Source organism: Demequina ureilytica (assembly GCF_048553575.1).
In the GTDB taxonomy this organism is placed as follows: domain Bacteria; phylum Actinomycetota; class Actinomycetes; order Actinomycetales; family Demequinaceae; genus Demequina.
Genome location: NZ_JBLZIE010000001.1, coordinates 416596 through 441187, shown reverse-complemented (window position 1 = coordinate 441187; position 24592 = coordinate 416596). Strand labels below are relative to the sequence as shown.

The window sequence follows — 24592 nt, the reverse complement described above, 5'->3', positions numbered from 1 at the left end:
AAGGAGAGTTGACCGAGCGGCCTAAGGTGACAGTCTTGAAAACTGTTGAGGCGTAACCCGCCTCCGCGGGTTCGAATCCCGCACTCTCCGCTCTTCCTGTCCGGCACTCACTGTCGCCTGGAGTGGCTCCGGAGCTCCTGTCCGGCACCCCTGGTCGGCAACTGCCGGACAGGGCGGCGGTCCGGCCCCCAGGCGACCACCAGTGCCGGACGAGGGGAACGGAGCCGCTTTGCTCCGTGCGCCATGGGACCGGTACGCTGTGCTGGACCAATCGGGAGACGTGACTGAGCGGCCGAAAGTGCATCCCTGCTAAGGATGTGATGGGGTAACCCATCCGTGGGTTCAAATCCCACCGTCTCCGCCACGAGAGCCGATGTTCCGCCCGGACGGGCGGGCATCGGCGAGGCTGTATACTCGTGACTCGGCCCGCGCGGCCGTGCGCCCGTAGCTCAACGGATAGAGCATCTGACTACGGATCAGAAGGTTGGGGGTTCGAATCCCTCCGGGCGCGCTCACGACTTAAGGCTCCTACCGCTGCTGCGGTGGGGGCTTTTGTCGTTCCACGCGCATTCCCGCCACCGCCGGGACGGGATTAGAGTCGTGCACATGAGCGCTCTCATCACCCTTGCCGACGAGTATTACGCCTACCGCCAGACGACGGACATCAACCGCCACCTGTGGGACTGCTCTCTCGAACACCTCGAGGAGTGGGAGGACGTGGCACCTGATGCCGTGGCCGCCCGCCAGGAGCGCCTGCGTGAGTTCGCCGACCAAGCCGAGGGACTCACGATCGACGAGCACGATCCCATGGAGATCGCACTCAGGGATGCGATCGCCTTCACCGCCCGCTCGGAGGCTCATCAGCTGCAGTGGAGCTCCGAGCTTCACGCGATCAATCCCGCAATGGGCCTGCTGCCCCTCGCGATGGTGTTCGTGAGCCGCTTCCCGCTGCGGACCGACGAGCATGGCGAGCAGTACCTGCGCAAGATGAGCGCGCTCGCCCCCCTGCTCGACGACCTCGTGGCGGCGGTCCAGGCCGCGGCCCTCGAGGGCCGGATCGGCCTGTCGCGCCACCTCTCCGCCTCGGCCGATGCGGTTGAGGCATATCTGAGCGAGCCGGTTGCGGGCGCCGATGCGCTCGCGGCACAGGCGCCGCCCACCGAGTCCTCCGACCCCGAGGCATGGGCGGGGGCGCTCGTGGGCGTGATCGAGACGGAGGTGCGGCCGGCTCTTCGCCGCTACGCCGATGCGCTGCGAGCCCTCGCAGAACGCGGTCGAGACGACGAGCACGCAGGGCTGGTGCACCTCGAGGGAGGCCTCGAGCATTACCGCGACCTCGTGTGGGCGCACACGACCCTGCCGCTGGAGCCAGCGGAGGTGCACCAGCTCGGCCTGGAGGTGGTCGAGGCGCTCGAGGAGGAGTACCGCGATCTCGCTGGCCCGCTGCTGGGCACCACCGACAATGCGGAGATCTACGCGCGGCTGCGCGACGACACCCAGATGCACTACCGCTCTGGCGAGGACATCGTCCGCGATGCCACTGCCGCGCTGGAGCGCGCGAACGAGGCCGCACCCGAGTGGTTCGCCCACGTGCCGCGCTCTGCCTGCGTGGCGAACGCGATCACCTCAGGGCCGGTGGCCTTCTACTCGCCGCCCGCGGTCGACGGGTCGAAGCCGGGCGAGTTCTTCTTCAACGCCTCGGACCCGAGCGCGTGGTCGACCTATGAGCTCGAGGCGATCACGTACCACGAGTCGATTCCGGGCCACCACCTGCAGTTCGCCCTGCACGCTGAGTCCACTCAGCTTCACCCCGTTCTGCGCCAGCTCCACGTCACGTCCTACCTCGAGGGGTGGGGTCTGTACACGGAGCGGCTTGCGGACGAGATGGGGCTGTACACCTCGGATCTGTCGCGCGTGGGCATGTTGGCGGCGGACTCGCTGCGGGCGTGCCGGCTCGTGGTCGACACCGGGCTGCACGCGCTGCGGTGGAGCCGGCAGGAGGCCATCGACTACATGGCGGCCCACTGCCCGCTCAGCATCCAGCAGATCACCGGCGAGGTCGACCGGTACATCGGCCTGCCGGGCCAGGCGCTCGCATACATGATCGGGCGCCGCGAGATACAGGCGATCCGGACCGAGGCGGAGACGGCCTCGGAATTCGATATCCGCGAGTTCCACGACCGGGTGCTGCGCCACGGGATGGTGCCTCTCACGACCTTGCGCCGTCTCGTGCTCGGGTAGCGGCTCCCTTCGCCGCGCGTTGACTCGCGGCCATGGCTAGCCTGGCCTCATCGGCGCCGACGGCGACCGGCCTGGCCTGCGGGGCGTCGAGCACACGGGAAGGCGACCGCCATGGATTTCTTCGAGGGCTTCTTATCGATCCTCATGTACACGCTGTGGTTCATGATCGTGATCTCGTTCTTCGTGATCGTCATCAGGATCATTCTCGATGTCTTTCGCGACCCCGAGCTGAGCGGCTGGGGCAAGGCGGGCTGGCTCGTCCTCATCGTGCTGCTTCCCGTGCTCGGCAGCGTCGTCTACCTATTGGCCCGCGGCAAGGGCATGGCGATGCGTGACGTCGAGGCGGCGAAGGCGGTCCGGGAGGCCCAGGTGGACTACACCAAGGGCCTGATGGACGAGGCCGGGGGTGCGGCTGGCCAGATCCGCGCCGCCAAGGAGCTGCTCGACGCGCGCGTGATCACGCCGGATGAGTACGAGAGGCTGAAGGCCAAGGCGCTCGCCTAGCGAAGACCGTCCTGCGTGGGCGTACCGCTCTCGTCGAGCGCGGTGCGTTCGACTCTCTCGCCGTCGTCCGCCACGATCGTGAGGGCGGACTGCCGGCCGGCGGGGAGCAGGCGCACGGTCACCCGGCCTCGATGTGCGCGCGAGAGTGTCGAGGCGATGACATCGACCATCCGGCTCAGCACCTCGCCATCTCCAGGGCCGCTCCCGCGGTCGTCCAGGATGGTCACCTCGACGCCTCGTCGGCGCGCGTCGGACGCCGCCTCGACGACTGCCGGCACGGCGAGTGAGCGTCCCCGCACGCTGTCGCGCAGCAGCGCCTCCGTCAGCGCGAACTCGCGCCGCATGGCCGCGTCCGTGGAGCCGCCGTCCACGATGCGGTGGAGCAGGGGGACCGCCACCTCCGCGAGCTCGGCCACCCGCACCCTCCGCACTTCGCTTGCCGCATCGCTGGCCGCAGCATCGGCCGCCGAGGCGACAGACCGCTCGTTGAGTGCGTTGATGCGCGCGGATGTGCGCCGGAGGATGAGCGCGAAGAGCGTGGCGACCACGAGGATGCCCACGTGCGTGTCGAGCATGGTCAGGCCGGTCAGCGCTCCCCGGCCGGACTGCACTCCCCAGGCGGCGGTGATCACGATCATGAGCGCCATACCTAGCCACGCGATCCACGCCCTGCGACGCACTGCCAGGAAGAACAGCAGCCAGGTGTTCGACCCCAGATGCCACGTCGCTCTACCCAGCTCCCCATCATCGGGCAATGCCATTGAGATCAGCATGCTCGAGGCCACGACCACCGCGATCACCATCGCTGTGTCGCGCGCGGGGAAGGGATCGGGGTGGGTGCGCACGAGCAGCACGGACGCGGCGTTCACGAGCACCATGGCGGCGAATGCGGGCCACTGATTCTCGAGCACACCGGCCGTCGCGAAGGTGAACACGGCGTTCGACACCATGAACAGTGCGACCAGCAGCCGCGCGGGAGTGCTGCTGAGGAACAGCAGTCGGCTTACGTCGGTGCGTTCCACCGCGCTCCCGTCCTGCGGGGCCGTCATGGGCGCGTCCACATCAGCGTTACCCAGGTGCCGCGGCCTGGACGCGAGCTGACCGAGGCGGCGCCGCCCTCGATCGCAGCCATGCGATCTTCGATGCTTACGCGGATCCCCAGCCGGGATGCAGCCACGGAGCGGGGATCGAAGCCGTCGCCGTCGTCCTCGACCGTGACCACCACGGCATCGTCGTCCAGCACCGCGTTCGCGCGGGTGGTGGCGCCGTCACCAGCGTGGCGGCTCGCATTGCGCAGCGCCTCTGCGAGCGCCTCCGCCAGCGCAGCGACGGTCGCACGGGGAACGTGGGCGGCCCCGCGGAGCTCGTAGGTGAATTCGAGATCCGCGATCACCTCCCCGGCCGTGGCGCGCAGCAGCGCCACCACCTCGCTCGGCGTGTACTCGGCGGGTGCATCCCGGTCAGGCGACGCGATCTCCGTCATGGCGGTGAGGGCGCGCTGGGCCTGCACCGCGAGGTCGGGTGACGGATCCGCGCGCGAGGCGGTGAGCAGGACCGACATGATGTCGTCGTGGACGATCGCGTCGATGCGGCCGAGCTCCTGCTCGCGCGTACGACGGCGCGCGTCGATGGAGGCTTGCGTCCGAGCCCGTTCGCCGGCCTCATCCTGGGCGTCAGCCGCCCGGACGACGGCCAAGGCGGTCCCGGCGAGGATCGAGCAGAACAGCACGGCGCCGAGCCCATTGAGCACCGCGTCCAGGGCCGGGCCCTCGGCCGCTTGGATCTGCACGAGCGCGACGAGGGGCCCCTGTCCCAGTGGAACCGCCCACGCCCACCGGCTGCGCCATGCGACCACGGCGAGCGTGGATGGGAGGGCATTGATCCCCTGAAGCCAGGGGTCTCCGTGGTCCGCGAGCATGGGCACTGTCATGGCGGGGACCCACAGCAGCTGCGCCGCGATGAAGCCCAGCACTGATGCGCGGGCGACCCAGCGAGCCGCAGGGACGGACACCCTCGTGATGATGATGAGAGACAGAGGGAGTGCTATTGCGAAGACCAGTGAGCCGACCCAGAACCACGGCATGAGCTGGGTGCGCTGGGCAACGAAGCCGCTGGGTCCGCCGACGAGCAGCGCGCCAAAAACGATGGCCCCGATTCCGGACGCCGTGTAGACGACGCGCTCCATGCGCGCGCCTGCCGTCCGGATGTCGCGGCTCACTCGAGGATGCCGTCCTCGACGGCCCGCCGGTACAGGTCGACACGGGAGGCTGCGGGGCGTCCCACGCTGCTGTACTTGCGACGGATCGCCTTGACGTAGTCGGTGACCGTGTCTCGGGTGATGCCCAGGGCGGTGGCGACGGACACCGCGGTCTCACCGGAGGCGTACATGCTCAGCACCGCTTGCTCCCGCTCCGACAGCCGCGCATTGGGAAGCTCGGCGTCCGAGTCGATCGCGGCGGCCCAGTCGGTGTTGAAGACGGCGTCGCCGCGCACGGCGCGCCTGATCGCGGCCAGCAGGGTCGCGGGGTCGGAGGACTTGCGCACGAGGCCGAGGGCTCCCGAGCGTGCTGCGGCCTGCACCAGCGCGCGGTCCTCCGCGCCGGTATGGATCAGCACGTACGCGCCGAGTGCGTGGATGGCGGAGATGTTGGCGGCGGGGTTCGATCCGTCCGCGAGACGCAGATCGAGCACGACGAGGACGGGAGGGGGTGTGATCGTGGCGAGCTCGGCCACCGACCCCACCGCGGCGACCAGTTTCAGGTCGGGAGCCTGAGCGATGAGATCCGAGAAGCCGCGGGCGATGAGGGCGTGATCCTCGACCAGCGCGATCCGACGCGGCCCTTCCATGTCTAACCCCCTCGGCTCACCTGGTCGACGGCTTCAGGATACGCGGTCCGGTCGCTTGCGTCCGCATCTGCGAGATCGAGTCGTTCACCTAATGTTCATCTTCTCCCCCCATAAGCGGGGATACCGCGTCACGACGGCCGATGCGAGGCTCGGTAACGAGGTCGGGAGGGCTTAGGTCCTTCCCGCCACTCGGCCCGGGAGGTTAGCGATGTACTGGTCGGCGGAGGAGTTCGTCCTAGTCATCACTGCTTTCCTCTTTCTGGCCATCGTGGCGTCCTCGTTCCTACCGAGGGTGGAACTCACCCCGACGTCACGCGCGACGTTTGCCATCGGCGCCGCAGCGTGTATCGGGTCCGCCGCACTCTTGGTGAGGATCGAGGACGTCCACCACGCGCAGTTCCTGTGGGTGCTGCCCGTCATCCCGATCACCGTGATCGCGGTCATGGCTCGTGATGCCATCAGCCGCTCCCTCCAGCCAGCGCTAGCCGCCGCCCCCGCCACACACGTGCGTCGCATGCCGGCCTTCGTGGCTCCGGTCGGCGAGGTCGCGGTTCGCGAGGAACGGGGCCAGCGAGTGCTGCGCGAACGCGCCGCGAGCCCGGATGCCTCGCCTCAGGAGTTGGCGAGCATCGCTTACTCCCACCCCGAGATCCGCGCGACGATCGCTGGCAACCCCGCGACGCCCGCGAGCCTTCTCGAGTGGCTGGCCTCCGGCGGGGACACCGCAGTCCACGCGGCGATCTCCGCGCGGGAATCGGCCCCGCGCTCCGCGGCCGCAGCGGTTCGCACTCGCGTTTGAGCGCCGTAGGTTGGCGCCGAACCTGGAGCCCGCCCTACGCGTCCTGACTGTCGCGCGCCGGCTCGTCGTCCTGCTCGTCTTCCTGGAGAGCCTCGATGCCGGCAGGGCTCAGCGGCTCGTCGCGAGGCTCGTCGAATACCGCGATGCACAGCGCCACGCGGTCCCCTCGCTCCCATGAGGCCTCCGACGGGGCCCACGCCACCCAGGAGGAGTCCTCGGGAAGCAGCTCGTCGAGGCGGGTGCCGCACATCTCCAATGAGTCCGCGATCATCTGCTCGTCACCGGGGTAGGCGAAGAGCTCAAACCGCGCCGCGGTGAACACCTCTGCCAGGTGGGGATCGTCGCATGCCACGACAGCGGCGTCGACGACCGAGCTGTCGTCGCCCACGGAGTCGAGGCACATGCCTGGTACGACCTGCATGGGGTGGAGGTCACCCGTCTCGCCTAACTCGGCCTCCGCCAGGTTGCGGTCCGACCACGAGAGAGCAGCGGACCACGAGACGCCCACCAGGAGCGCCAGTCCCGCACCGATCGCTACCCAGGCCGCTACCGCGACGCCCTTGCCGGTGCGCAGCATGCTGCGCGGCCCGGCGGTCTCACGGGCGTCGGCCGCGGGCTCAGTCGTTCGCGGCTCGCGCGAAGACGAGCCCTCGGTGGCGCCGCTGGGCCCTGGCGGCGGCGAGAACCCGCTCATGGCGCGTCGATCTCCGCGACCACGGGAACGTGGTCGGACGCGCCCTTGCCCTTGCGCTCGTCACGCATGATCGACACGGCGGTGGTGCGATCCGCGAGTGACTGCGACCCGTAGATGAAGTCGATGCGCATGCCCTCGTCACGGGGGAATCGCAGCTGCTTGTAGTCCCAGAACGTGTACTTATGGGGCTCCGGCAGGTGGCGGCGCGACAGTTCGACGTAGCCGGCCTCGGTGAAGTCGGCGAATGCCGCGCGCGCGGCCTCGGTGATGTGGGTCTCCGCTTCCGAGTCCTCTTCGGACCAGATGTCCTCGGCGGTGGGTGCCACATTGAAGTCCCCCACGAGCGCGGTCGGCTCGTCCGCCCACCCGGCTGCGGCCTCGCGCAGCGTGCGCAGGAACTCGAGCTTGTACGTGTAGTGCGGGTCGTTCAGGCCTCGACCGTTCGGCACGTACAGGCTCCACACTCGCACGCCCCCGGCCGTGGCGCCGATGGCCCGTGCCTCGACCACCGGTTCTTGCCCAGGCTTGCCGAAGGCGGGCTGGCCCGGGAACTGGGTGTCGACGTCGGACAGGCCCACGCGCGATGCGATCGCGACACCGTTCCACTGGCCCAGCCCGTGCAGCGCTACCTCGTAGCCCGCGGCCTCGAAGGGCGCCAGCGGAAACTGCTCTGGCTTGCACTTGATCTCCTGCATCGCGAGCACGTCCGTGTCGGTGCGTTCCAGCCACTCGACCACGCGGTCGCAGCGGGCACGGATGGAGTTCACATTCCAGGTGGCGAGGCGCATGCTCCCACGCTACCGGGAGGCGTGCGGCCGATGCGCTCGCGTGGGCTTGGTCGCGCCGGCGCCACGTGGGCGCGGCGTACCCTGGGCAACATGGCTACCGCACTGATCACCGGCGCGAGCAGGGGGCTGGGCGAGGAGTTCGCCTGGCAGCTGGCTACCGCGCGGCACGACGTCGTACTGGTCGCGCGCAACCGCGACCGGCTCTCCGAGCTTGCAGACACGATCCGGGGCGCAGCGGGCGTGCAGGCAGAGATTCTCGTGGCGGACCTGTCCACTGAAGAGGGCAGGGCCGCCGTCGCAGAGCGAATCGGTGACGAGGCGTCTCCCGTGAGCCTGCTCATCAACAACGCGGGTTACGGACTCGGTCGCGGCATGCTCTCCACGACGTGGGAGGAGGAGCGGGCGGCGCTTGACGTGCTCGTCACCGCGACGCTGCAACTGTCGCAGGCAGCGGCGAAGTCCATGACGTCTCGCGGCCACGGGGCAATCCTCAACGTGTCCTCGGTCGCCGCCCACCTGTCGAACAGCACGTATGCGGCGCACAAGCGCTGGGTGCGGGACTTCACCGAGGCCCTCGCGGGTCAGCTCCACGGCACGGGTGTCTCGGCCACGGCGCTGGTGCCCGGGCTCGTGCGCACCGAGTTCCACGACGGCCCGGATCTCGAATACATGAAGAGCGAGTACCCCGACATCGCGTGGCTGTCGTCCGAGAAGGTGGTCGAGGCCGCTCTTGCCGGTGTGCGCCGCAAGGCCATCGTCGTGACGCCCAGCGCTCGCTACGCCGCAGGCGTGGGCCTGCTGCGCATGCTGCCCGGTGCGGCCACGCGTCGCTCGGGATCCCTGCGCCGCAACTGAGCGGACACTGTCCAGCGTGGCTCAGCCCGCGCATCGGCCGCCCCTCCCGGTCCCGCGCCTGCCCCATCACCGCCGGTACTGTGACCGCATGACTACTGGGACTCCTCGCGAACAGCTCCGCGATCTGATCACCGATCTGGCCGTGGTGCACGGCCGCATCACGCTGGCCTCGGGCAAGGAGGCCGACTACTACGTCGACCTGCGCCGGATCACTCTGCATCACCGCGCGGCACCGCTCGTGGGCCACGTGCTCCTCGATCAGCTCGAGGTGGCGGGGTTCGGGCCGGCCGACATCGACGCGGTGGGGGGCCTCACCCTCGGCGCGGACCCAGTCGCGACGGCACTGCTGCACGCTGCCGCCTCGCGTGGGCTCGAGCTCGATGCCTTCGTCGTGCGCAAGGAGAACAAGGCGCACGGCCTGCAGCGGCGGATCGAAGGCCCCGACATTGCGGGGCGCACGGTAGTGGCCGTCGAGGACACGTCGACCACCGGCGGCTCCGTCCTGACCGCAGTGGAGGCGATCCGGGAAGCTGGAGCCACCGTCGCGGCCGTTGCGGTGATCGTGGATCGCGATACCGGTGCCCGCGAGCGCATCGAGGCTGAGGGCCTGCCGTACCTGTCGCTGTTCGGACTCGATGACCTAGGACTGTCGTAGTCAACGCGCACGCTGCCCTTCCGGGGCTGGCACGCCGCGAGTAGTCTGACCGCCATGGTGCGCCACATGCGAGCGCTCGGCGGCGGGATCGCCGTCGCGGCGATCTGCGTGGCCGCCGTCGTGGGCACGAACGGCTCGGGCTGGCTGCTGGCGCTTGCGGCGGTGGCGTTGCTGGGCGGTGGAGCGTGGTCGGCGTATGACTTCACGCGCGCCCGGCGCCTCCACGACGAGTATCAGACGTTCGCGCACTCTCACGGGTGGGAGTACCTCGCCCGATCCTTCGAGTACGACTCGCGGTTCGCCTCCTTCCCCTTCGGCGAGGGAGGCGCTCGCCGGCAAGAGTCCGTGGTGCGCGGCGAGTTCAACGGGCAGCGGTGTGCGACCTTCGCGCAGGTCTACGAGATTGCTCGCGAGCGCGGAGCACCGGCCACGGTGCACGCGTACCAGGTGACGATGGCGGAACTGCCCGTAGCGCTGCCGCGCATCGACATCGTGCCTCAGAGCCTGCCCGCCACGCTCGCGAAGGCGCTCGGCGGTCGCGACATCGACGTGGAGTCCCACGAGTTCAATGTGCGGTGGCGGGTGCTGTGCGATGACGCCCGCTACGGGCACGCCGTCATCGATCCGCGCATGATCGAGCGGCTGCTGTACTCCGACGTCGAGGGCATGGCGGTCCGTATCGAGGGTGGCGCGGTGTACGTCTGGACGGCCGGTCGCCAAGGCGCGCATGATCTGGCCCGACGGTTGGCCGTCGTGTCCGGCATCGCGCGCCGGATCCCCGCGCACGTGATCCGCGAGTTCACCGAGCTCGGGTACAAGGTGCGGCATGGAGATGCCGCCACGCGCCCGCTCACGGGGCCGGCGTGGGCCATCGAGCCGGGTGCCCTCACCTCCCGCCGCTACACGGGCATCGGCGTCGATGCTGACGGCGACGGCATCGAGGACTGGCGCCAGCTGGGCTGAATGGCGGTGCGGCTAGTGTCCACCGGGGAACGTCGATAGGCTCGTGACGCTCGGCGGGCGTGCCCCGCCATCGACCTCAGGGGTATGTGACATGGAGTGGTTCTTCCTCGCGCTCGGCGCGATCATCGTCATGGTCGTGATCTGGGCGATTGTGCAGTACAACGCTCTGGTGCGCCTGCGAAACCTGGTGCAGGAGGCCTGGCGCCAGATCGACGTCGAGCTGCAGCGCCGTCACGACCTGATCCCCAATCTGGTCGAGACAGTCAAGGGCTACGCGAAGCACGAGCGCGAGACCCTCGAGGCTGTCACGCAGGCGCGCACGATCGCCGCCGCTCCTGGCTCGACGCCGGCCGAGCAGGCCCAGCAGGAGAACGTGCTCACTCAGGCGCTCGGCCGTCTGTTCGCGGTCGCGGAGGCGTATCCGGACCTCAAAGCGGACCAGAACTTCATGCAGCTCCAGCAGGAGCTCACCAACACCGAGGACCGGGTGGCCGCTGCGAGGCGGTTCTACAACGCGAACGTGCGCGCGCTCAACACCAAGATCGAAACGTTCCCCGTCAACGTCATCGCGGGGATGTTCCACTTCTCGCGCGAGGAGTACTTCGAGACCGAGGACCCGGCCGCGCGCCAGGCACCGAACGTCTCCTTCTAGCGGGTGACGGCCCTCCCGGAGCCGGGCGTGGGGCGCGTCCGGGCGGAGAGCCCGCGTGGCCCAATGACCCCCGGCGCGGTCCATTGACCCCGGTGCCTCCTCAACCATTGCGATGCACGCGTGGGTCCGCCAGCATGGGGACGTTGAGGCGCGGACACGGCAACCTGGCGCCGGGGGTGTCGATGTGGCCTCAGTGCTGCGTCATGAGGGTGAGACTCGGGGCTGGCCCGGGCTCGTACATCCAAGGAGACCGACATGCGCTATCTGTTGATCATCGCCTCTGACCCTACTTTGCCGTCCCCCGAGCCGGGTGACCCGGAGTTCGACGCCTACATGAAGGGTTGGACCGACTACGACGAGGAACTGACGGCCGCTGGGGCATTCGTGGCGGGCGAGGCGCTGCTGCCGACCGAGACCGCGACCACTGTGCGGCACAAGGAGGGCGCCACGCATGTGATCGACGGACCTTTCGTGGAACTCAAGGAGCACCTCGGCGGCTTCTACCTCATCGACGTCGACACGCTCGACGATGCGATCGAGTGGGTCCGCAAGCTCCCGGTCGGCGAGGGCGCCGTCGAGGTGCGGCCGATCATGGACTTGTCAGCGTTCATGTGACGACGTCGCAGACTGCGGCCGACGCGCTCACACGCGTCGCGCGCGAGGAGGGCGGGAGGATTCTCGCCCTCCTCGCCGACCGCGGCTATGACCTGGATCTGGCTGAGGAGAGCATTCAGGACGCCTACCTCAGAGCGGCCGCAGCGTGGACCAAGGGCGCGGTCCCCGACAACCCCGCGGCATGGATCTACACCGTGGCTCGCAATAGTGCGATAGACCGGTGGAGGCGCGCTCAGACCGCGAAACGGCGCGCATCGGCTTCCGCTCCGCTGCTTGAGCCTGCCTCAGCGGAAGATGACGGCCGTCGGCCCATCGAGGAACTCACCGAGGTCGGCGACGAGCAACTGCGGCTGATGCTGCTGTGCTGCCACCCAGCACTCGCGCGGGATGTTCAGGTCGCGCTGACGCTCCGCCTCGTCGGCGGACTCACCACTGCCGAGATCGCCGCGGCCTATCTGGTGCCAGAGGCGACGATCGCGCAGCGCATCGTCCGCGCCAAGCGCAAGATCAGGGCGGCGCGTATTCCACTCGTGATCCCTGCGGACCTGTCCGAGCGTGCCGAGACCTTGGCCACAGTGCTCTCACTGATCTTCAACGAGGGGTATCTCGCAAGCACCGCAGACGCCGGTACGCTCACGCGGGCGCAACTCGCGGACCAGGCGATCCGGCTGACGGCGACCGCCGCCGACGCTTTGCCAGGAGAGCCCGAGTTGGGGGGCTTGCTTGCGCTGCAGCTCTTTCACCGCTCGCGCGAGGCTGCGCGCGTCGACGCCGACGGGGTTCTCGTACCTCTCGCCGACCAGGATCGGGCGAAGTGGGACCGCGGCTTGATCGCCAAGGGGCATCGCGTGCTGGCCATGGCCATGGCGCAGCGTCGACTCGGACCGTGGCAAGTGCAGGCGCTCATCGCGGCCGAGCACGCGTCCGGTACCGCGCGATGGGACCGCGTGGTTCGGCTGTATGACCTGCTCATGCGGATGGCCCCGAGCCCGGTGGTAGCGCTCAATCGTGCCGTCGCAGTCGCGGAGTCGGAGGGCCCCGTCAAGGGGCTCGCCGCCATCGATGGTGTACCCGGACTCGACACCTTTCACCTGCGTCACGCGGCGCGGGGGCACCTGCTTGGCAGGCTGGGGCGCTCGGCCGAGGCCAGGCGTGCGTGGGAACGTGCGGCAGCGCTGACCGACAATCCGTCAGAGGTGGCCTTCGCCCTCTCGCGTGTCGCGCAGATCGATGGCACCGGGCCCGGCAGGCGCCGGGATCCCGTGCCGAGCAGCCGCATCGGGACCTGATCAAGAACAGCGTCGTGGTGAACTGCGAGGGCGAGCGGACGGAGTTCTGCGGTCCGTTGCAGGGCATCGTCAGCTTTCTTGACGGGCGCATCCAGAGCCGGAGGTTCGAAGGCGACGCCGTCATCACCCACCACTGGCACGGGATCACCATGTCCAACATCCATGACTCTGTGGTGCGCGACGACGTCGCGCACGATCCCGACACGCTGGCGGATGTGGGCCCGGCGTGGATGCGGATGAACACGTTGAGCACCGCACTCGACGCGCGGCCGCCCGAGGGATGCTGACGTAGCCTGAGCCGGTGAACGACGTCCCCCCAGAGCACGGAGTCGGGCCCTACCCGGATGGCGAAGGCGCGTGGCCCGACGACCCGCGACTCGATCCCGAGCTGCTGCGCGACGGCGACCGCCGGAACGTCGCTGATGGCTACCGCTACTGGCGCCACGAGAGCATCGTTGCGGACCTTGACGAGCGGCGCCACCCGTTCCATGTGGCGATCGAGAACTGGCAGCACGATTTCAACATCGGCTCCGTGGTGCGCACCGCCAACGCCTTCCTGGCCCGCGAGGTGCACATCGTGGGCCGCCGGCGCTGGAACAGGCGTGGCGCCATGGTCACAGACCGCTATCAGCACGTCCGTCACCACGCATCCGTCGAGGAGTTCGTGGCATGGGCGAAGGCTGAGGGCCTGCCGGTGATCGGGGTCGACAATCTGCCCGGTTCCGTTCCCCTCGAGACTGCGACCCTGCCACGTGCGTGTGTGCTGGTATTCGGCCAGGAGTCGACCGGTCTCTCCGACCCGATGCGCGAGGTCGCGGGCGCCACCCTCGCGATTGCGCAATATGGCTCGACGAGGTCGATCAACGCCGGCGCTGCGGCGTCGATCGCCATGCACTCGTGGATCCGTCAGCACGCCGACATCGACGCGGGGCACCGCTGACCGCAGGAAGGCGCGGTCACTATGCTCGAAGGCGACGGCCGACGGGAAGGGCACCATGGCGACTGAGACGACCATTGAGGACTACCTCAAGGCCGTGTGGAACGCGGGCGAGTGGTCCGACGCTCCGGTCACCGTCACCGCACTCTCTGCACGGTTGGGGCTGTCGCCGTCGTCTGTGTCCGAGATCGTGCGCAAGCTGACCGAGCGCGGGCTCCTCACCCACGAGCGCTACGGCAGCGTCGACCTCACCGCGTCCGGTCGCACCATTGCGCTCGCCACGGTCCGCAAGCACCGCCTGATCGAGACGTTCCTCGTCGACTACCTCGGCTACGCGTGGGACGAGGTTCACGACGAGGCCGAGGTGCTCGAGCACGCCGTCTCCGACGAGTTCGTCGAGCGGCTCGCGACCCGGCTGGGCGAGCCTACCCACGATCCCCACGGCGACCCGATCCCCGGAGCCGACGGCTCCCTCCCCGCGGAGGAACAGACCGATCTCGCTTCCGTGGCGGAGGGTCAGCGCGTGCGGGTGGCCCGGGTCTCGGACGACGATCCTGCGCTGCTGCGCCATCTGCGGGAGGTAGGCATTGACATCGGCGCAGTGGTGGAGGTGCATGCGCGCCGGACGGCGGCGGGAACCATCGACCTGTCCATCGCTGGCACCGGCGTGACGCTCGGCATTCCTGCAGCGCGCGTCATCCTCACCGAACACGCGGGCTGAGCCGCCGGGACCCCCGGCCCATGCCGCCTGTCGGCGAAGTCTGACAGAATGGGTGTCGGTTCATTTCCCACTACTTCAGGAGAGACGCATGGCACTCGCCAACCCAGAGTCCTACAACGCAATGCTCGATGCCGCCAAGAGTGGCTCGTACGCGTTCCCGGCCATCAACATCACATCGTCGTCGACGATCACCGCGGCCATTCAGGGCTTCGCGGAGGCCGAGTCCGACGGCATCCTCCAGGTTTCCGTGGGCGGCGGTCAGTATGCGTCCGGTTCCACCATCAAGGACCAGGTCATCGGTTCTCTTGCGCTCGCCGCGTATGCCCGTGAGGTGGCCGACTCCTACGGCGTCACGATCGCGCTGCACACCGACCACTGCCACCCCGACTACGTCGACTCATGGCTGCGCCCCCTGCTCGCGGCCTCGACCGAGCGCGTGAAGAACGGCCAGGAGCCCATCTTCCAGTCGCACATGTGGGACGGCTCGCCTGTGCCGATCGACCAGAACCTGTCGCTTGCAGCCGAGCTGCTCGAGCTGTCGCAGGCCGCGAAGACGATCCTCGAGGTCGAGATCGGCGTCGTGGGCGGCGAAGAGGACGGCTACGCCGCCGAGATCAACGACAAGCTGTACACGACGATCGAGGACGGCCTGAAGACGGTCGAGGCGCTCGGCACCGGCGAGAAGGGCCGCTACCTGACCGCGCTCACGTTCGGCAACGTGCACGGCTCCTACAAGCCCGGCTCCGTCAAGCTGCGCCCCGAGATCCTCGGTGAGATCCAGACCGCCGTTGGAGCATCGGTCGGCAAGGACAAGCCCTTCGACCTCGTGTTCCACGGCGGCTCCGGCTCGACGGCCGAGGAGATCTCGATCGCCGTCGGCCACGGCGTCATCAAGATGAACGTCGACACGGACACGCAGTACGCGTACACCCGTCCGGTGGTCGACCACATGATGAAGAACTACGACGGCGTGCTCAAGGTCGACGGTGAGTGGGGCAACAAGAAGGCCTACGACCCGCGCGCCTGGGGCAAGCTGGCCGAGGCAGGCATGGCGGCCCGCGTGATCGAGGCATGCCAGCAGCTCGGCTCCGCCGGCAAGAAGATCTGACCGAATCGCGTCAGGTGGAGCCCCGGGAGTCGGCAGACGCCCGGGGCTCCACTACGTAAGTCTCGAGATGTACCAAGCCCCCGGCCGAGTTCCGGGGTGAGGGGAGGGCCCAGTGCCCGGTGTAGTGATTGTCGGTGCCCAGTGGGGCGACGAAGGCAAGGGCAAGGCCACGGACGTGCTGGGAAGCCGCGTCGACTATGTGGTGAAGTTCAACGGCGGCAACAACGCCGGTCACACGGTGGTGATCGGTGACCAGAAGTTCGCGCTCCACCTGCTGCCGTCGGGAATCCTCACCCCTGATGTGACGCCGGTGATCGGCAACGGCGTGGTGGTCGATATCGGCGTGCTGTTCAGCGAGATCGATGCGTTGATCGAGCGCGGCGTTGACCCTTCGAAGTTGCTCATTTCGAACGCGGCCCACGTCATCGCGCCGTATGCGCGCACTCTCGACAACGTCACCGAGCGGTTCCTCGGCAAGCGCAAGATCGGTACGACCGGCCGCGGCATCGGACCCGCATACGCGGACAAGATCAACCGGCTTGGCATCCGCATGGGTGATCTGTTCGACGAGCAGCTGTTGCGCGACAAGATCGAGGGCGCTCTCGAGCAGAAGAACCACCTGCTCGTGAAGGTCTACAACCGCCGCGCGATCGAGGTCGAAGAGGTTGTCGAGGAGCTCCTCCAGTACCGCGACCGGCTCGCGCCCATGGTGACGGACACGTCGTTGGTGCTCAACCAGGCACTCGATCGTGGCGAGACCGTGCTGTTTGAGGGCGGTCAGGCCACCATGCTGGACGTGGACCACGGCACGTACCCGTTCGTTACCAGCTCGAGCGCGACTGCCGGCGGCGCCTGCACCGGTTCCGGCGTGGGACCCACACGCATCGACTCGGTGATCGGCATCGTTAAGGCGTACACGACGCGCGTGGGCGAGGGGCCGATGCCCACGGAGCTGTTCGACGCGAACGGCGAGCACCTGGCTCAGGTGGGGCACGAGTTCGGCACCACTACGGGGCGCCCGCGCCGATGCGGTTGGTACGACGCGGTCATCGCGCGCTATTCGGCGCGCATCAACGGCCTCACCGACTTCGTGCTGACCAAGCTTGACGTGCTCACCGGGCTCGAGCAGATCCCGGTATGCGTCGCATACGAGGTGGACGGTGTGCGCTACGAGGAGCTGCCGCAGGATCAGGCCGCCTTCGCCGCTGCGACGCCCGTGTACGAGTACCTGCCAGGGTGGACCGAGGACATCTCCGCAGCGCGCGAGTTCGCGGACCTGCCACAGACCGCGCAGGACTACGTGCTCGCGCTCGAGAAGGTGTCCAACTGCCGCATCAGCGCAATCGGCGTGGGTCCCGGCCGCGACGAGATCATCGTCAACCACGACCTGCTGCACGCCCGCGGGGAGTAGTCGGCTAGTCGAAACGCGCGGCTTGCTCGAGTCGCGCGAGCCACTCCACGACTACTTCGCCTCCGCCTGGCCTGATCCGGTAGGAGCGCCATGGCCCGTCTGGGTAGACGTCGACCAGTTCGGCCTCGGCGAGCACCCGTAGGTGCTGCGAGCCGCGCTTGGCCGAGATGCCAAAGTTCACTGCGGCTGATGCGGCGAGGTCGCCAGCAGTCGCGTCGCAGTCGGCCAGCAGTTCAAGCAGGAACCGGCGCGCGGGGTCGTCCAGCGCCGTGAGCGTACGCCGAAGTTGGACATCCGGTTCGACCCGGTCGAAGAAGGCTTCGTCCTCGATCGAGGCCATCGCGGGCTCCTCTCGCACCGGGTGGTGGCGGTCGTTTCAGGCATCCTAGGAAATCCGAGAATGCCTCGAAGAGAAACGTGTCCCCCGGCTGTGGAGGAGCCGCGGCGCATCGCCGCGGGGGGACAATGCGGCGAACCGGGCCGTCGCGCGGTCCGGGGTGAGTGCGGCACCGCCATCGTTGAACGCGGGTTGCCGGCGACCGCGATGGGTTGCGCCTGTTCACTGGGCTGATCGAAGGCTGAACGGTCTCGCGTCGATAGACTCGCTCGCGTGAAGGTACTGATCGTCGGCTCGGGGGCCCGTGAGCATGCGCTCGCCCGCTCCCTCCATCTGGACCCCGACGTCGAGGAGCTGCACGCCGTCCCTGGCAACCCGGGGTTGGGCCAGCTCGCGACGTTGCACTCGCAGGACCCTAACGACGGCGTTGCTATCGCTGCTCTCGCGGTCAATGTGCGCGCGGACCTCGTGGTGGTCGGACCCGAGGCGCCGCTGGTAGCCGGCGTGGCCGATGCCGTACGCGAGGTCGGGATTCCCTGCTTTGGCCCCACGGCACAGGCCGCGATGCTCGAGGGCTCGAAGGCCTTCGCGAAGGAGATCATGGCCGCGGCGGGCGTACCGACTGCTGAGCCGCGCGTGTGCCGCACGCGCGAGGAGTTGGCCGCCGCTCTCGGCGAGTTCGGCGCACCCTACGTGGTGAAGGACGACGGCCTGGCCGCAGGCAAGGGCGTCGTGGTGACCTACGACCTCACGGAGGCGACTGCGCACGGTGCCGCGATCCTCGACCTCGGTGGCGTGATCGTGGTCGAGGAGTTCCTCGACGGGCCCGAGGTGTCCCTCTTCTGTCTCTGCGACGGCACCACGGTGGTGCCGTTGCAGCCCGCGCAGGACTTCAAGCGCGCCTACGACGGCGACGCCGGGCTCAACACCGGCGGCATGGGCGCCTACTCGCCGCTGCCATGGGCGCCCGCCGGTCTGGTCGACGAGGTGGTGCGCACCGTCGCCCAGCCCACGGTGGACGAGATGGCGAGCCGTGGCACGCCGTTCCAGGGCGTCCTGTACTGCGGCCTCGCGCTCACCAGCAAGGGCATGCGCGTGGTCGAGTTCAACGCGCGGTTCGGCGACCCCGAGACGCAGTCGGTGCTCGCGCGGCTCGCGACCCCGCTGGGCGGCGTGCTGCTAGCGGCGGCGGAGGGCCGCCTGGCAGACCTGCCGCCGCTGGAGTGGCGCGATGACGCCGCCGTCACCGTGGTGCTCGCCGCTCACGGCTATCCGGAGAACGTGCGCGGCGGTGACCCGATCATGGGGACGGACGCCGCAGAAGAGGTGAGCGGCGCCCACGTGCTGCACGCGGGTACTGCAAGGGACGACGAAGGTCAGTTGGTCGCCGCGGGCGGCCGCGTGCTGTCCGTGGTGGGAACGGGCGCCACACTCGCCGATGCCAGGGCGACGGCGTACGAGGCCCTCGACCGCATCGGCCTACCGGGCTCGCACCACCGCAATGACATCGCCCTCGCTGCGGCGGCTGACGCCTGATGCCTGGCCACGTCACCGAGCCGACCGCGCCGCAGCTGCCGGGCTGGCGGCACGTGTACTCGGGCAAGGTGCGCGACCTCTACGAGCCCACCACGCCGCACCCGCGCGGCGACGTCCTGCTGGTCGTGGCAAGCGACCGGATCAGCGCGTATGACTGGGTGCTGCCCACCGAGATTCCAGGTAAGGGCGGCGTGCTGACGGCGCTGTCCCTGTGGTGGTTCGACCGGATGAGCGACATCGTGCCGGACCACACCGTCGAGGCACCCGTGCCGGACGAGGTCGCGGGCCGCGCGATGGTGTGCCGGCGGCTAGACATGTTCCCCGTCGAATGCGTGGCCAGGGGATATCTGACCGGATCCGGGCTGGCCGAGTACCGCGAGTCGGGCACCGTCTGTGGAATCGCGTTGCCGGACGGGCTCGTGGACGGGTCGCGCCTGCCCGAGCCGATCTTCACTCCGGCCACCAAGGCCGATGTGGGCGAGCACGACGAGAACGTGACGTTCGAGAATGTGGCAGAACGCATCGGCCGCGCGGACGCTGAACGACTGCGCGACCTGACCCTCGCGCTGTACTCCCGTGCGCACGAGATCGCGGCGTCGAAGGGCATCATCCTGGCGGACACCAAGGTCGAGTTCGGTCGCGACGCCGACGGCACGATCGTGCTGGGCGACGAGGTGCTGACCCCCGATTCGAGCCGGTTCTGGCCGGCCGATACGTGGGAGCCGGGGCGGGCACAGCCGAGTTTCGACAAGCAGTTCGTACGGGACTGGCTGACGTCCGAGGAGTCGGGGTGGGACCGTGCGTCAGATTCGCCGCCGCCGGAGCTCCCCGACCACGTGGTCGAGCGCACACGCCAGCGGTACCTGGAGGCGTACGACCGCCTTGCCAAGCATTAGCGGGGGTCGTCGTCGTGGGCGCTCAGGTCGACGGGCTTGCCGCCGATGGTGGGCACGCCCCATCCGAATTTGAGTGAGGCGAGGCGGATCGCGAGCACCACCGCGATCGGCACCCAGATCACGGCGGTGCGCGGCACGTCGAGCGCGATCAGCGTGGCGTAGATGGTCGCGCCGGCCAGCGCGGCCGTGGCGTAGAACTGGCCGTTGCGCAGCACATCGGGGACGTCGTTGGCGAGCATGTCGCGGATGATGCCGCCGCCCACGCCGGTGAGGATGCCCATCACCGCGGCCGTGACGGCGCTCGCCCCGGCGTCGATTGCGATGCCGGTGCCGACGGCGACGAAGACCGCGAGCCCTAGGGCATCGGAGATCTGCACGATCCGGTAGCGGCCCAGCCGGTCCGGCGGATGCCAGCGGGCGAGGAGGGCGACCGCCAGCCCCGTGCCGGCGCCGACGAGTAGGAAGCTCGGGCTCTCCATCCAGAACACCGGAGCGTCGAGGAGCACGTCGCGCACGGTCCCGCCGCCGACGGCGACCATGCTCGCGAGCACGACGGCGCCCACCAGGTCCATCCGTTTGCGCCCCGCGGCCACAGCCCCCGAGATGGCGAAGGCCACCGTGCCCACGTATTCGAGCACGGTCTGCAGCGTCTGGAGCGCGGAGTCGATGAGCTCGGGCGCGTCGATCATGAACTGCAGCACTGGAGGCCCCTCTCTCGATCTCGGAACACGGGCGGTGGGGCCCACGCCAGCGTAGTCGCGGTCCATGCGTGCAGCCGGCCGCCGGGCGTGCGCGGTCGAGCCGTTAAGATGCAGTCATGCCCACGATCGTCGTCCACGTGATGCCCAAGCCTGAGATCCTCGACCCCCAGGGCAAGGCCGTGGGCGCCGCGCTCCCGCGGCTCGGTTTTCATGGCTTCGCGTCGGTCCGCCAGGGTAAGCGGTTCGAGCTTGCCGTCGATGGCGACGTGACGGAGGAGCTGCTCGCTCAGGCCCGCGACGCGGCCTCGACGATGCTCAGCAACCCTGTGATCGAGGACGTGGTGGCCGTGGAGGTCGTCGACTGATGGCCCGCATCGGCGTCGTCACCTTTCCCGGATCGCTCGACGATCGCGACGCCGCGCGCGCCGTGCGCCTCGCCGGCGGCGAATCCGTCAACCTGTTCCATACCGACGCTGACCTTCAAGGGGTCGACGCGGTGGTGCTGCCCGGTGGCTTCAGCTACGGCGACTACCTGCGCGCGGGCGCGATCTCGCGGTTCTCGCCCATCATGGAACGCGTGGTGGATGCTGCCCGTGGAGGCATGCCGGTGCTAGGCATCTGCAACGGCTTCCAGGTGCTCACTGAAGTGCACCTGCTGCCAGGGTCGATGATCAAGAACGAGCACCTCCACTTCGTGTGCCGCGACCAGGTCTTGCGGGTCGAGAACGCCACCACCGCGTGGTCCGGCGACTATGAGGCGGGACAGGAGATCACCATCCCGCTCAAGAACCAGGACGGCCAGTACGTCGCGGACGAGCACACGCTCGACGAGCTCGAGGGCGAGGGCCTGGTCGCGTTCCGTTACTCGGGCTGGAACCCCAACGGCTCGCGGCGCGACATCGCCGGCATCACCAACGGCCGCGGCAACGTCGTGGGTCTCATGCCTCACCCGGAGCACGCGGTTGAGCCCGGGTTCGGACCCGATTCGCAGCTCAACGGCCGTCGCGGCACTGACGGCCTCGCGTTCTTCACCTCGGCGATCAAGGGACTGGTCGCCACCGGGTAGCCATGGATCGCCGCCAGAAGGTCATCGGCACCGTCGCCGACTCGCTCCCTCGGCCTGAGGGCGCGCCGGTGCTGATCGCGATCGATGGGCCTGACGCGGCGGGCAAGACCACCCTGCGAAAAGAGCTGGGTGCCGAGTTGCGCTGCCGCGGCCGCGACGTGGTCGAGGTCAGCATGGACGACTTTCACCATCAGCGTGAGCATCGCTACCGCCAGGGGCGAACGAGCCCGCGCGGCTTCTGGGAGGACTCGTTCGACCATGAGGCCTTCATCGAGAAGGTGCTGAAGCCGCTCGCCCCGGGCGGAGACCGGGTGGTGACACTGCGTCACCACGACCTGAAGTCGGACGAACTCCTGCCCGACACCCGGTCGGTGGGCGTCGGCGACGAGGTGACGCTGCTCGCCGACGGGCTGTTCATGCAGCACCCCGGCCTCGCTGACTGGTGGAACGCCGTGGTGTGGGTCGAGGCGCCCTACTCGGTACGGTTCACCCGCATGGTCAAGCGAGACGGCCTCGAGGCCGACCCGGACGATCCCTTGCAGCGGCGTTACTTCGATGGCCAACTGATCTACCGCCGCGAGGTGGCTCCCCGGCACAAGGCGCTCGTCGTGGTCGACAATGCCGATCCCAAGCGCCCCCGAATCCTGTCCGGGCCGTCGCTCGGTTCCGTACCCGTCATCTGACGACGCCGGCAGTCGGTCCCGCCCAAGCCCCCCTTCCTGCCTTCGCGACAACCGGTGTGAGCCGTGATGGCCGCTACCGTGGTGCGGGTGACGGAACCCTCAGCCCTCGCGGCGTTCTGGAACGACTGCCGGGAACTGATGCCTCACCTTCCCGAGGCGCTGCCGGAGGCATGGGCGTTCGGAGCCACCCCTGCGCATGCGGACAGCTTGCTGGCGCTGGTGCTGGACGGTGCCAAGACCGGGACAGCGTCATCGCTGTGGGACTACGAGCCCAGTGGAGAGCCGCTACCGCAGGAGGGTGAGTTGAGCATCATCCTCGACGGGGCCGGCATACCCCGAGCGCTGATCGAGACCACCAAGATCCGCATCGTCCCGTTCGACCAGGTTGACGCCGATCACGCTCGCGCAGAGGGCGAAGGTGATCGGACCCTTGCCTACTGGCGGGCGGTGCATGAGCGCTACTGGCGCGAGCACTCGGAGAATCCGCGTGGATTCGAGCCGGACATGCCGGTCGTGTGCGAGCGATTCCGGCTCCTCGCTCCCGAGCCGGGCACCGCACGGTAGTGCCGCTCGAAACCGCGTAGTCCCCCGGGCAGCCCGCGCCGTCAGCGCGGCGTCGGCACGAGGGTGACGTCGCGCAGAACCCCGTCGTCGGCAACGGCCGTCATGACGGTTCCCACGGGCTGTCGGCGACGGTCGGTGGGCGAGCCGGGGTTGAGCAGGCGCAGTCCGCCGGGCGTCGTCGAATCCCAGGGAATGTGCGAGTGACCGAACACGAGAACGTCGGCCGGCTCGGGGCTGGTGGGCCCGAACCTCGCATCGCAGCGTCGCTCGCGCCGCGCCGCATCCCCGGTCTCATGAGTCATGGCGAACCGCACGCCCTCGATCTCCACACGCGCGATTTCGCCCAGCCGCCTCCACAGCGCGGGCCCATCGTTGTTGCCCGCGACGCCCACGAGGCGGGATGCCCGGCCTTCGATCTCGTCGAGGAGCGCCTCATCGACCCAGTCGCCTGCGTGCAGCACGATGTCGGCCTGCTCGATGAGCGCCCACACCTGCGGCTGCAGGGCGCGGGCCTTCTTCGGAACATGGGTGTCGCTTATGAGCAGGATGCGCGTGGTCACACCTCCGAGGATTGCATGGCCGTCACGCCAATGAGGTCACCGCGCTTAGTGCCGCTCGAACCCCCGCAACCCCTCGCGCGGCCCGGTGTGGTGCGGCGCAAGCCGGTCGCGCAGCTCCTTGAACGCGTGGAAGGTGCGGTGATTGAAGTCGGCGCCTAACTGGTTGGGAATGGTCACCAGCAGTGTGTCGGAGCTCATGACTGCCTCGTCGTCCCGCAGCTCGCGTTCGAGCTTGTCCATGTCGCCCACGTAGGTCTTCCCGAACGTGGCGATGAAGTTGTCGATCGAGCCCACCTGGTCGCGGTTGGCCCCCATCTTGTCCCGCTCAAGGGTGGGGCTGAAGTACAGGGCGGTCTCCTCGTCGATGATCGGCTGAATTGAACGCGACACGGACACTCGCGGCACGTCCCCGTGGCCGGCGTCGGCCCACGCGGACCGGAAGCCGTCGATCTGGCGCGACTGGATCACTGCCAGCGGCTCGCCGGTACCGCCTTCGACCAGCGTCGAAGACATGAGGTTCATGCCCAGTTCGCCTACCTTGCGAGCCGACTCCTCGCCGCCCGCGCCGTACCAGATGCGCTCGGTGAGGCCGGGGGACTGCGGAGTGATGGGCAACTTGGTGCCGGGGCGCACGTGTGCGTTCGCACCCGGGTCGGCGATGCCGGTGCCCGAGATCGCGTCGCGGAACTGAGCGATGCGCTCGGCCGCGTCCTCGACCGGAAGCTTGCCCACCGGGAGGGGGTAGCCGAAGGTGCCAGGGCCATCGGCTGCGGGCTCGGGGCTGCCGCGGCTCACGCCGAGCTGGAGCCGCCCGCCCGAGATCAGGTCCGCGGTGCCGGCCGCCTCCGCCATGTACAGCGGGTTCTCGTAGCGCATGTTGATCACGCCGGTGCCGAGCTCGACGCGCGAGGTGCGCGCCCCCATCGCGGACAGCAGCGGGAACGGCGACGAGGTGTTCTGCTCGTAGTGGTGGATGCGGATCCACGCGCCGTCCATCTCCGCGTCCTCAGCGGCCTCGGCAAGCCGAATGGTGTCGTGCATGAGTTCGCTCGCGGTGCGCACGCGCGAGCCGGGCGCGCCGGACCACCAACCGAAGCTCAAGAACCCGATATTCAGCATGCAATCCTCCGTAGTTGAAGCCTCAAGTATCCACCGAGATCAACGTGAGGA

General features: G+C 68.8%; 29 protein-coding genes and 3 tRNA genes. 23 read left to right on the top strand and 9 right to left on the bottom strand.

Translation table 11 applies throughout. From position 1 onward, the window contains the following. Positions 1 to 2 precede the first annotated feature (2 nt). The 5 genes from ACNI3K_RS02000 to ACNI3K_RS01980 all read left to right on the top strand — a co-directional run bounded on the left by ACNI3K_RS02000 (position 3) and on the right by ACNI3K_RS01980 (position 2745). A tRNA-Ser gene (locus ACNI3K_RS02000) sits at positions 3 to 90 on the top strand. A gap of 184 nt (positions 91 to 274) precedes the next feature. Continuing rightward, positions 275 to 364 (top strand) — tRNA-Ser (locus ACNI3K_RS01995). 74 nt (positions 365 to 438) lie between these two features. Continuing rightward, positions 439 to 511: transfer RNA gene (locus tag ACNI3K_RS01990), tRNA-Arg, on the top strand. A gap of 95 nt (positions 512 to 606) precedes the next feature. Continuing rightward, on the top strand, positions 607 to 2241 hold the full coding sequence (locus ACNI3K_RS01985) for a DUF885 domain-containing protein (RefSeq protein WP_419390183.1): 1635 nt from the start codon (positions 607 to 609) through the stop codon (positions 2239 to 2241). A 111-nt stretch (positions 2242 to 2352) separates the two neighbouring features. Beyond that, positions 2353 to 2745 (top strand): SHOCT domain-containing protein, encoded by a 393-nt coding sequence (locus ACNI3K_RS01980; RefSeq protein ID WP_419390182.1) that lies wholly within the window; start codon positions 2353 to 2355, stop codon positions 2743 to 2745. Here the strand turns inward: ACNI3K_RS01980 and ACNI3K_RS01975 are convergent. From ACNI3K_RS01975 to ACNI3K_RS01965, 3 genes are read right to left on the bottom strand one after another with little or no spacing between them, the layout of a single operon-like run. Continuing rightward, a complete protein-coding gene (locus ACNI3K_RS01975; protein WP_419390181.1) occupies positions 2742 to 3794 on the bottom strand; it encodes a DUF8320 family protein in 1053 nt (350 codons plus the stop codon). The two genes, ACNI3K_RS01980 and ACNI3K_RS01975, sit on opposite strands and share 4 nt — an antisense overlap. Next, on the bottom strand, positions 3791 to 4963 hold the full coding sequence (locus tag ACNI3K_RS01970) for a sensor histidine kinase (protein WP_419390180.1): 1173 nt from the start codon (positions 4961 to 4963) through the stop codon (positions 3791 to 3793). The genes ACNI3K_RS01975 and ACNI3K_RS01970 overlap by 4 nt, the downstream gene beginning before the upstream one ends. Then, positions 4960 to 5592, bottom strand: a complete 633-nt coding sequence (locus ACNI3K_RS01965; RefSeq protein WP_419390179.1) for a LuxR C-terminal-related transcriptional regulator — start codon at positions 5590 to 5592, stop codon at positions 4960 to 4962. The genes ACNI3K_RS01970 and ACNI3K_RS01965 overlap by 4 nt, the downstream gene beginning before the upstream one ends. A gap of 208 nt (positions 5593 to 5800) precedes the next feature. On the opposite strand from ACNI3K_RS01965, the gene ACNI3K_RS01960 reads away from it, so the two are divergent. Then, positions 5801 to 6391 carry a variant leucine-rich repeat-containing protein gene (locus ACNI3K_RS01960; RefSeq protein ID WP_419390178.1) on the top strand — a complete coding sequence of 197 codons (591 nt, stop codon included), beginning with the start codon at positions 5801 to 5803 and terminating at the stop codon, positions 6389 to 6391. A gap of 34 nt (positions 6392 to 6425) precedes the next feature. Here the strand turns inward: ACNI3K_RS01960 and ACNI3K_RS01955 are convergent, their stop codons facing one another. Beyond that, a complete protein-coding gene (locus tag ACNI3K_RS01955; RefSeq protein WP_419390177.1) occupies positions 6426 to 7085 on the bottom strand; it encodes a septum formation family protein in 660 nt (219 codons plus the stop codon). Further along, positions 7082 to 7873 carry an exodeoxyribonuclease III gene (locus tag ACNI3K_RS01950; RefSeq protein WP_419390176.1) on the bottom strand — a complete coding sequence of 264 codons (792 nt, stop codon included), beginning with the start codon at positions 7871 to 7873 and terminating at the stop codon, positions 7082 to 7084. The genes ACNI3K_RS01955 and ACNI3K_RS01950 overlap by 4 nt, the downstream gene beginning before the upstream one ends. A gap of 90 nt (positions 7874 to 7963) precedes the next feature. Here ACNI3K_RS01950 and ACNI3K_RS01945 point away from each other — a divergent pair, with 90 nt between their 5' ends. From ACNI3K_RS01945 to ACNI3K_RS01895, 11 genes are all read left to right on the top strand, one after another. Continuing rightward, complete coding sequence (locus tag ACNI3K_RS01945; RefSeq protein ID WP_419390175.1) at positions 7964 to 8728, top strand: SDR family NAD(P)-dependent oxidoreductase; 765 nt, start codon at positions 7964 to 7966, stop codon at positions 8726 to 8728. An 88-nt stretch (positions 8729 to 8816) separates the two neighbouring features. Next, positions 8817 to 9383, top strand: a complete 567-nt coding sequence (pyrE, locus tag ACNI3K_RS01940; RefSeq protein WP_419390174.1) for an orotate phosphoribosyltransferase — start codon at positions 8817 to 8819, stop codon at positions 9381 to 9383. A 54-nt stretch (positions 9384 to 9437) separates the two neighbouring features. After that, positions 9438 to 10346, top strand: a complete 909-nt coding sequence (locus tag ACNI3K_RS01935; RefSeq protein WP_419390173.1) for a hypothetical protein — start codon at positions 9438 to 9440, stop codon at positions 10344 to 10346. Positions 10347 to 10437: 91 nt separating this feature from the next. Beyond that, positions 10438 to 10998 carry a LemA family protein gene (locus ACNI3K_RS01930; protein ID WP_419390172.1) on the top strand — a complete coding sequence of 187 codons (561 nt, stop codon included), beginning with the start codon at positions 10438 to 10440 and terminating at the stop codon, positions 10996 to 10998. Between the two features lie 255 nt (positions 10999 to 11253). Further along, complete coding sequence (locus ACNI3K_RS01925) at positions 11254 to 11613, top strand: YciI family protein (RefSeq protein WP_419390171.1); 360 nt, start codon at positions 11254 to 11256, stop codon at positions 11611 to 11613. Continuing rightward, on the top strand, positions 11610 to 12902 hold the full coding sequence (locus ACNI3K_RS01920; RefSeq protein ID WP_419390170.1) for an RNA polymerase sigma factor: 1293 nt from the start codon (positions 11610 to 11612) through the stop codon (positions 12900 to 12902). Before ACNI3K_RS01925 ends, ACNI3K_RS01920 begins: the two co-directional genes overlap by 4 nt. Positions 12903 to 12916: 14 nt before the next feature. Further along, positions 12917 to 13189, top strand: coding sequence for a hypothetical protein (locus ACNI3K_RS01915; protein ID WP_419390169.1), 273 nt, complete (start codon positions 12917 to 12919; stop codon positions 13187 to 13189). A gap of 14 nt (positions 13190 to 13203) precedes the next feature. Further along, positions 13204 to 13842 (top strand): TrmH family RNA methyltransferase, encoded by a 639-nt coding sequence (locus tag ACNI3K_RS01910; protein ID WP_419390168.1) that lies wholly within the window; start codon positions 13204 to 13206, stop codon positions 13840 to 13842. 55 nt (positions 13843 to 13897) lie between these two features. Then, positions 13898 to 14560 carry a metal-dependent transcriptional regulator gene (locus tag ACNI3K_RS01905; protein ID WP_419390167.1) on the top strand — a complete coding sequence of 221 codons (663 nt, stop codon included), beginning with the start codon at positions 13898 to 13900 and terminating at the stop codon, positions 14558 to 14560. Between the two features lie 88 nt (positions 14561 to 14648). Beyond that, complete coding sequence (gene fbaA, locus ACNI3K_RS01900; protein WP_419390166.1) at positions 14649 to 15668, top strand: class II fructose-bisphosphate aldolase; 1020 nt, start codon at positions 14649 to 14651, stop codon at positions 15666 to 15668. Positions 15669 to 15780: 112 nt separating this feature from the next. Beyond that, the gene (locus ACNI3K_RS01895; protein ID WP_419390165.1) at positions 15781 to 17079 is read left to right on the top strand and encodes an adenylosuccinate synthase; all 1299 of its coding nucleotides are present in this window, start codon (positions 15781 to 15783) and stop codon (positions 17077 to 17079) included. Positions 17080 to 17083: 4 nt separating this feature from the next. Here ACNI3K_RS01895 and ACNI3K_RS01890 read toward each other — a convergent pair whose 3' ends face one another. Beyond that, positions 17084 to 17419, bottom strand: a complete 336-nt coding sequence (locus tag ACNI3K_RS01890) for an ArsR/SmtB family transcription factor (protein ID WP_419390164.1) — start codon at positions 17417 to 17419, stop codon at positions 17084 to 17086. A gap of 270 nt (positions 17420 to 17689) precedes the next feature. Here ACNI3K_RS01890 and purD point away from each other — a divergent pair, with 270 nt between their 5' ends. Together purD and ACNI3K_RS01880 are read left to right on the top strand one after the other, a co-directional pair. Next, the gene (gene purD / locus ACNI3K_RS01885; RefSeq protein ID WP_419390163.1) at positions 17690 to 18952 is read left to right on the top strand and encodes a phosphoribosylamine--glycine ligase; all 1263 of its coding nucleotides are present in this window, start codon (positions 17690 to 17692) and stop codon (positions 18950 to 18952) included. Beyond that, positions 18952 to 19848 (top strand): phosphoribosylaminoimidazolesuccinocarboxamide synthase, encoded by an 897-nt coding sequence (locus ACNI3K_RS01880; RefSeq protein ID WP_419390162.1) that lies wholly within the window; start codon positions 18952 to 18954, stop codon positions 19846 to 19848. Before purD ends, ACNI3K_RS01880 begins: the two co-directional genes overlap by 1 nt. On the opposite strand, the gene ACNI3K_RS01875 is transcribed toward ACNI3K_RS01880, so the two are convergent. Beyond that, entirely contained in the window at positions 19845 to 20549 is a 705-nt protein-coding gene (locus ACNI3K_RS01875; protein ID WP_419390161.1) for a trimeric intracellular cation channel family protein, read from the bottom strand. The genes ACNI3K_RS01880 and ACNI3K_RS01875 overlap by 4 nt on opposite strands. A 116-nt stretch (positions 20550 to 20665) precedes the next feature. Here ACNI3K_RS01875 and purS point away from each other — a divergent pair, with 116 nt between their 5' ends. From purS to ACNI3K_RS01855, 4 genes are all read left to right on the top strand, one after another. Then, on the top strand, positions 20666 to 20914 hold the full coding sequence (gene purS, locus ACNI3K_RS01870) for a phosphoribosylformylglycinamidine synthase subunit PurS (protein WP_419390160.1): 249 nt from the start codon (positions 20666 to 20668) through the stop codon (positions 20912 to 20914). Next, entirely contained in the window at positions 20914 to 21615 is a 702-nt protein-coding gene (gene purQ / locus ACNI3K_RS01865) for a phosphoribosylformylglycinamidine synthase subunit PurQ (protein WP_419390159.1), read from the top strand. Before purS ends, purQ begins: the two co-directional genes overlap by 1 nt. Positions 21616 to 21617: 2 nt before the next feature. Continuing rightward, the gene (locus ACNI3K_RS01860; protein ID WP_419390158.1) at positions 21618 to 22298 is read left to right on the top strand and encodes a nucleoside/nucleotide kinase family protein; all 681 of its coding nucleotides are present in this window, start codon (positions 21618 to 21620) and stop codon (positions 22296 to 22298) included. A gap of 66 nt (positions 22299 to 22364) precedes the next feature. Beyond that, positions 22365 to 22862 (top strand): ASCH domain-containing protein, encoded by a 498-nt coding sequence (locus ACNI3K_RS01855; RefSeq protein WP_419391086.1) that lies wholly within the window; start codon positions 22365 to 22367, stop codon positions 22860 to 22862. Between the two features lie 41 nt (positions 22863 to 22903). Here the strand turns inward: ACNI3K_RS01855 and ACNI3K_RS01850 are convergent, their stop codons facing one another. Together ACNI3K_RS01850 and ACNI3K_RS01845 are read right to left on the bottom strand one after the other, a co-directional pair. After that, the gene (locus ACNI3K_RS01850; protein ID WP_419390157.1) at positions 22904 to 23422 is read right to left on the bottom strand and encodes a metallophosphoesterase family protein; all 519 of its coding nucleotides are present in this window, start codon (positions 23420 to 23422) and stop codon (positions 22904 to 22906) included. Between the two features lie 45 nt (positions 23423 to 23467). After that, the gene (locus tag ACNI3K_RS01845) at positions 23468 to 24541 is read right to left on the bottom strand and encodes an LLM class flavin-dependent oxidoreductase (protein WP_419390156.1); all 1074 of its coding nucleotides are present in this window, start codon (positions 24539 to 24541) and stop codon (positions 23468 to 23470) included. Between the last annotated feature and the right edge of the window lie 51 nt (positions 24542 to 24592).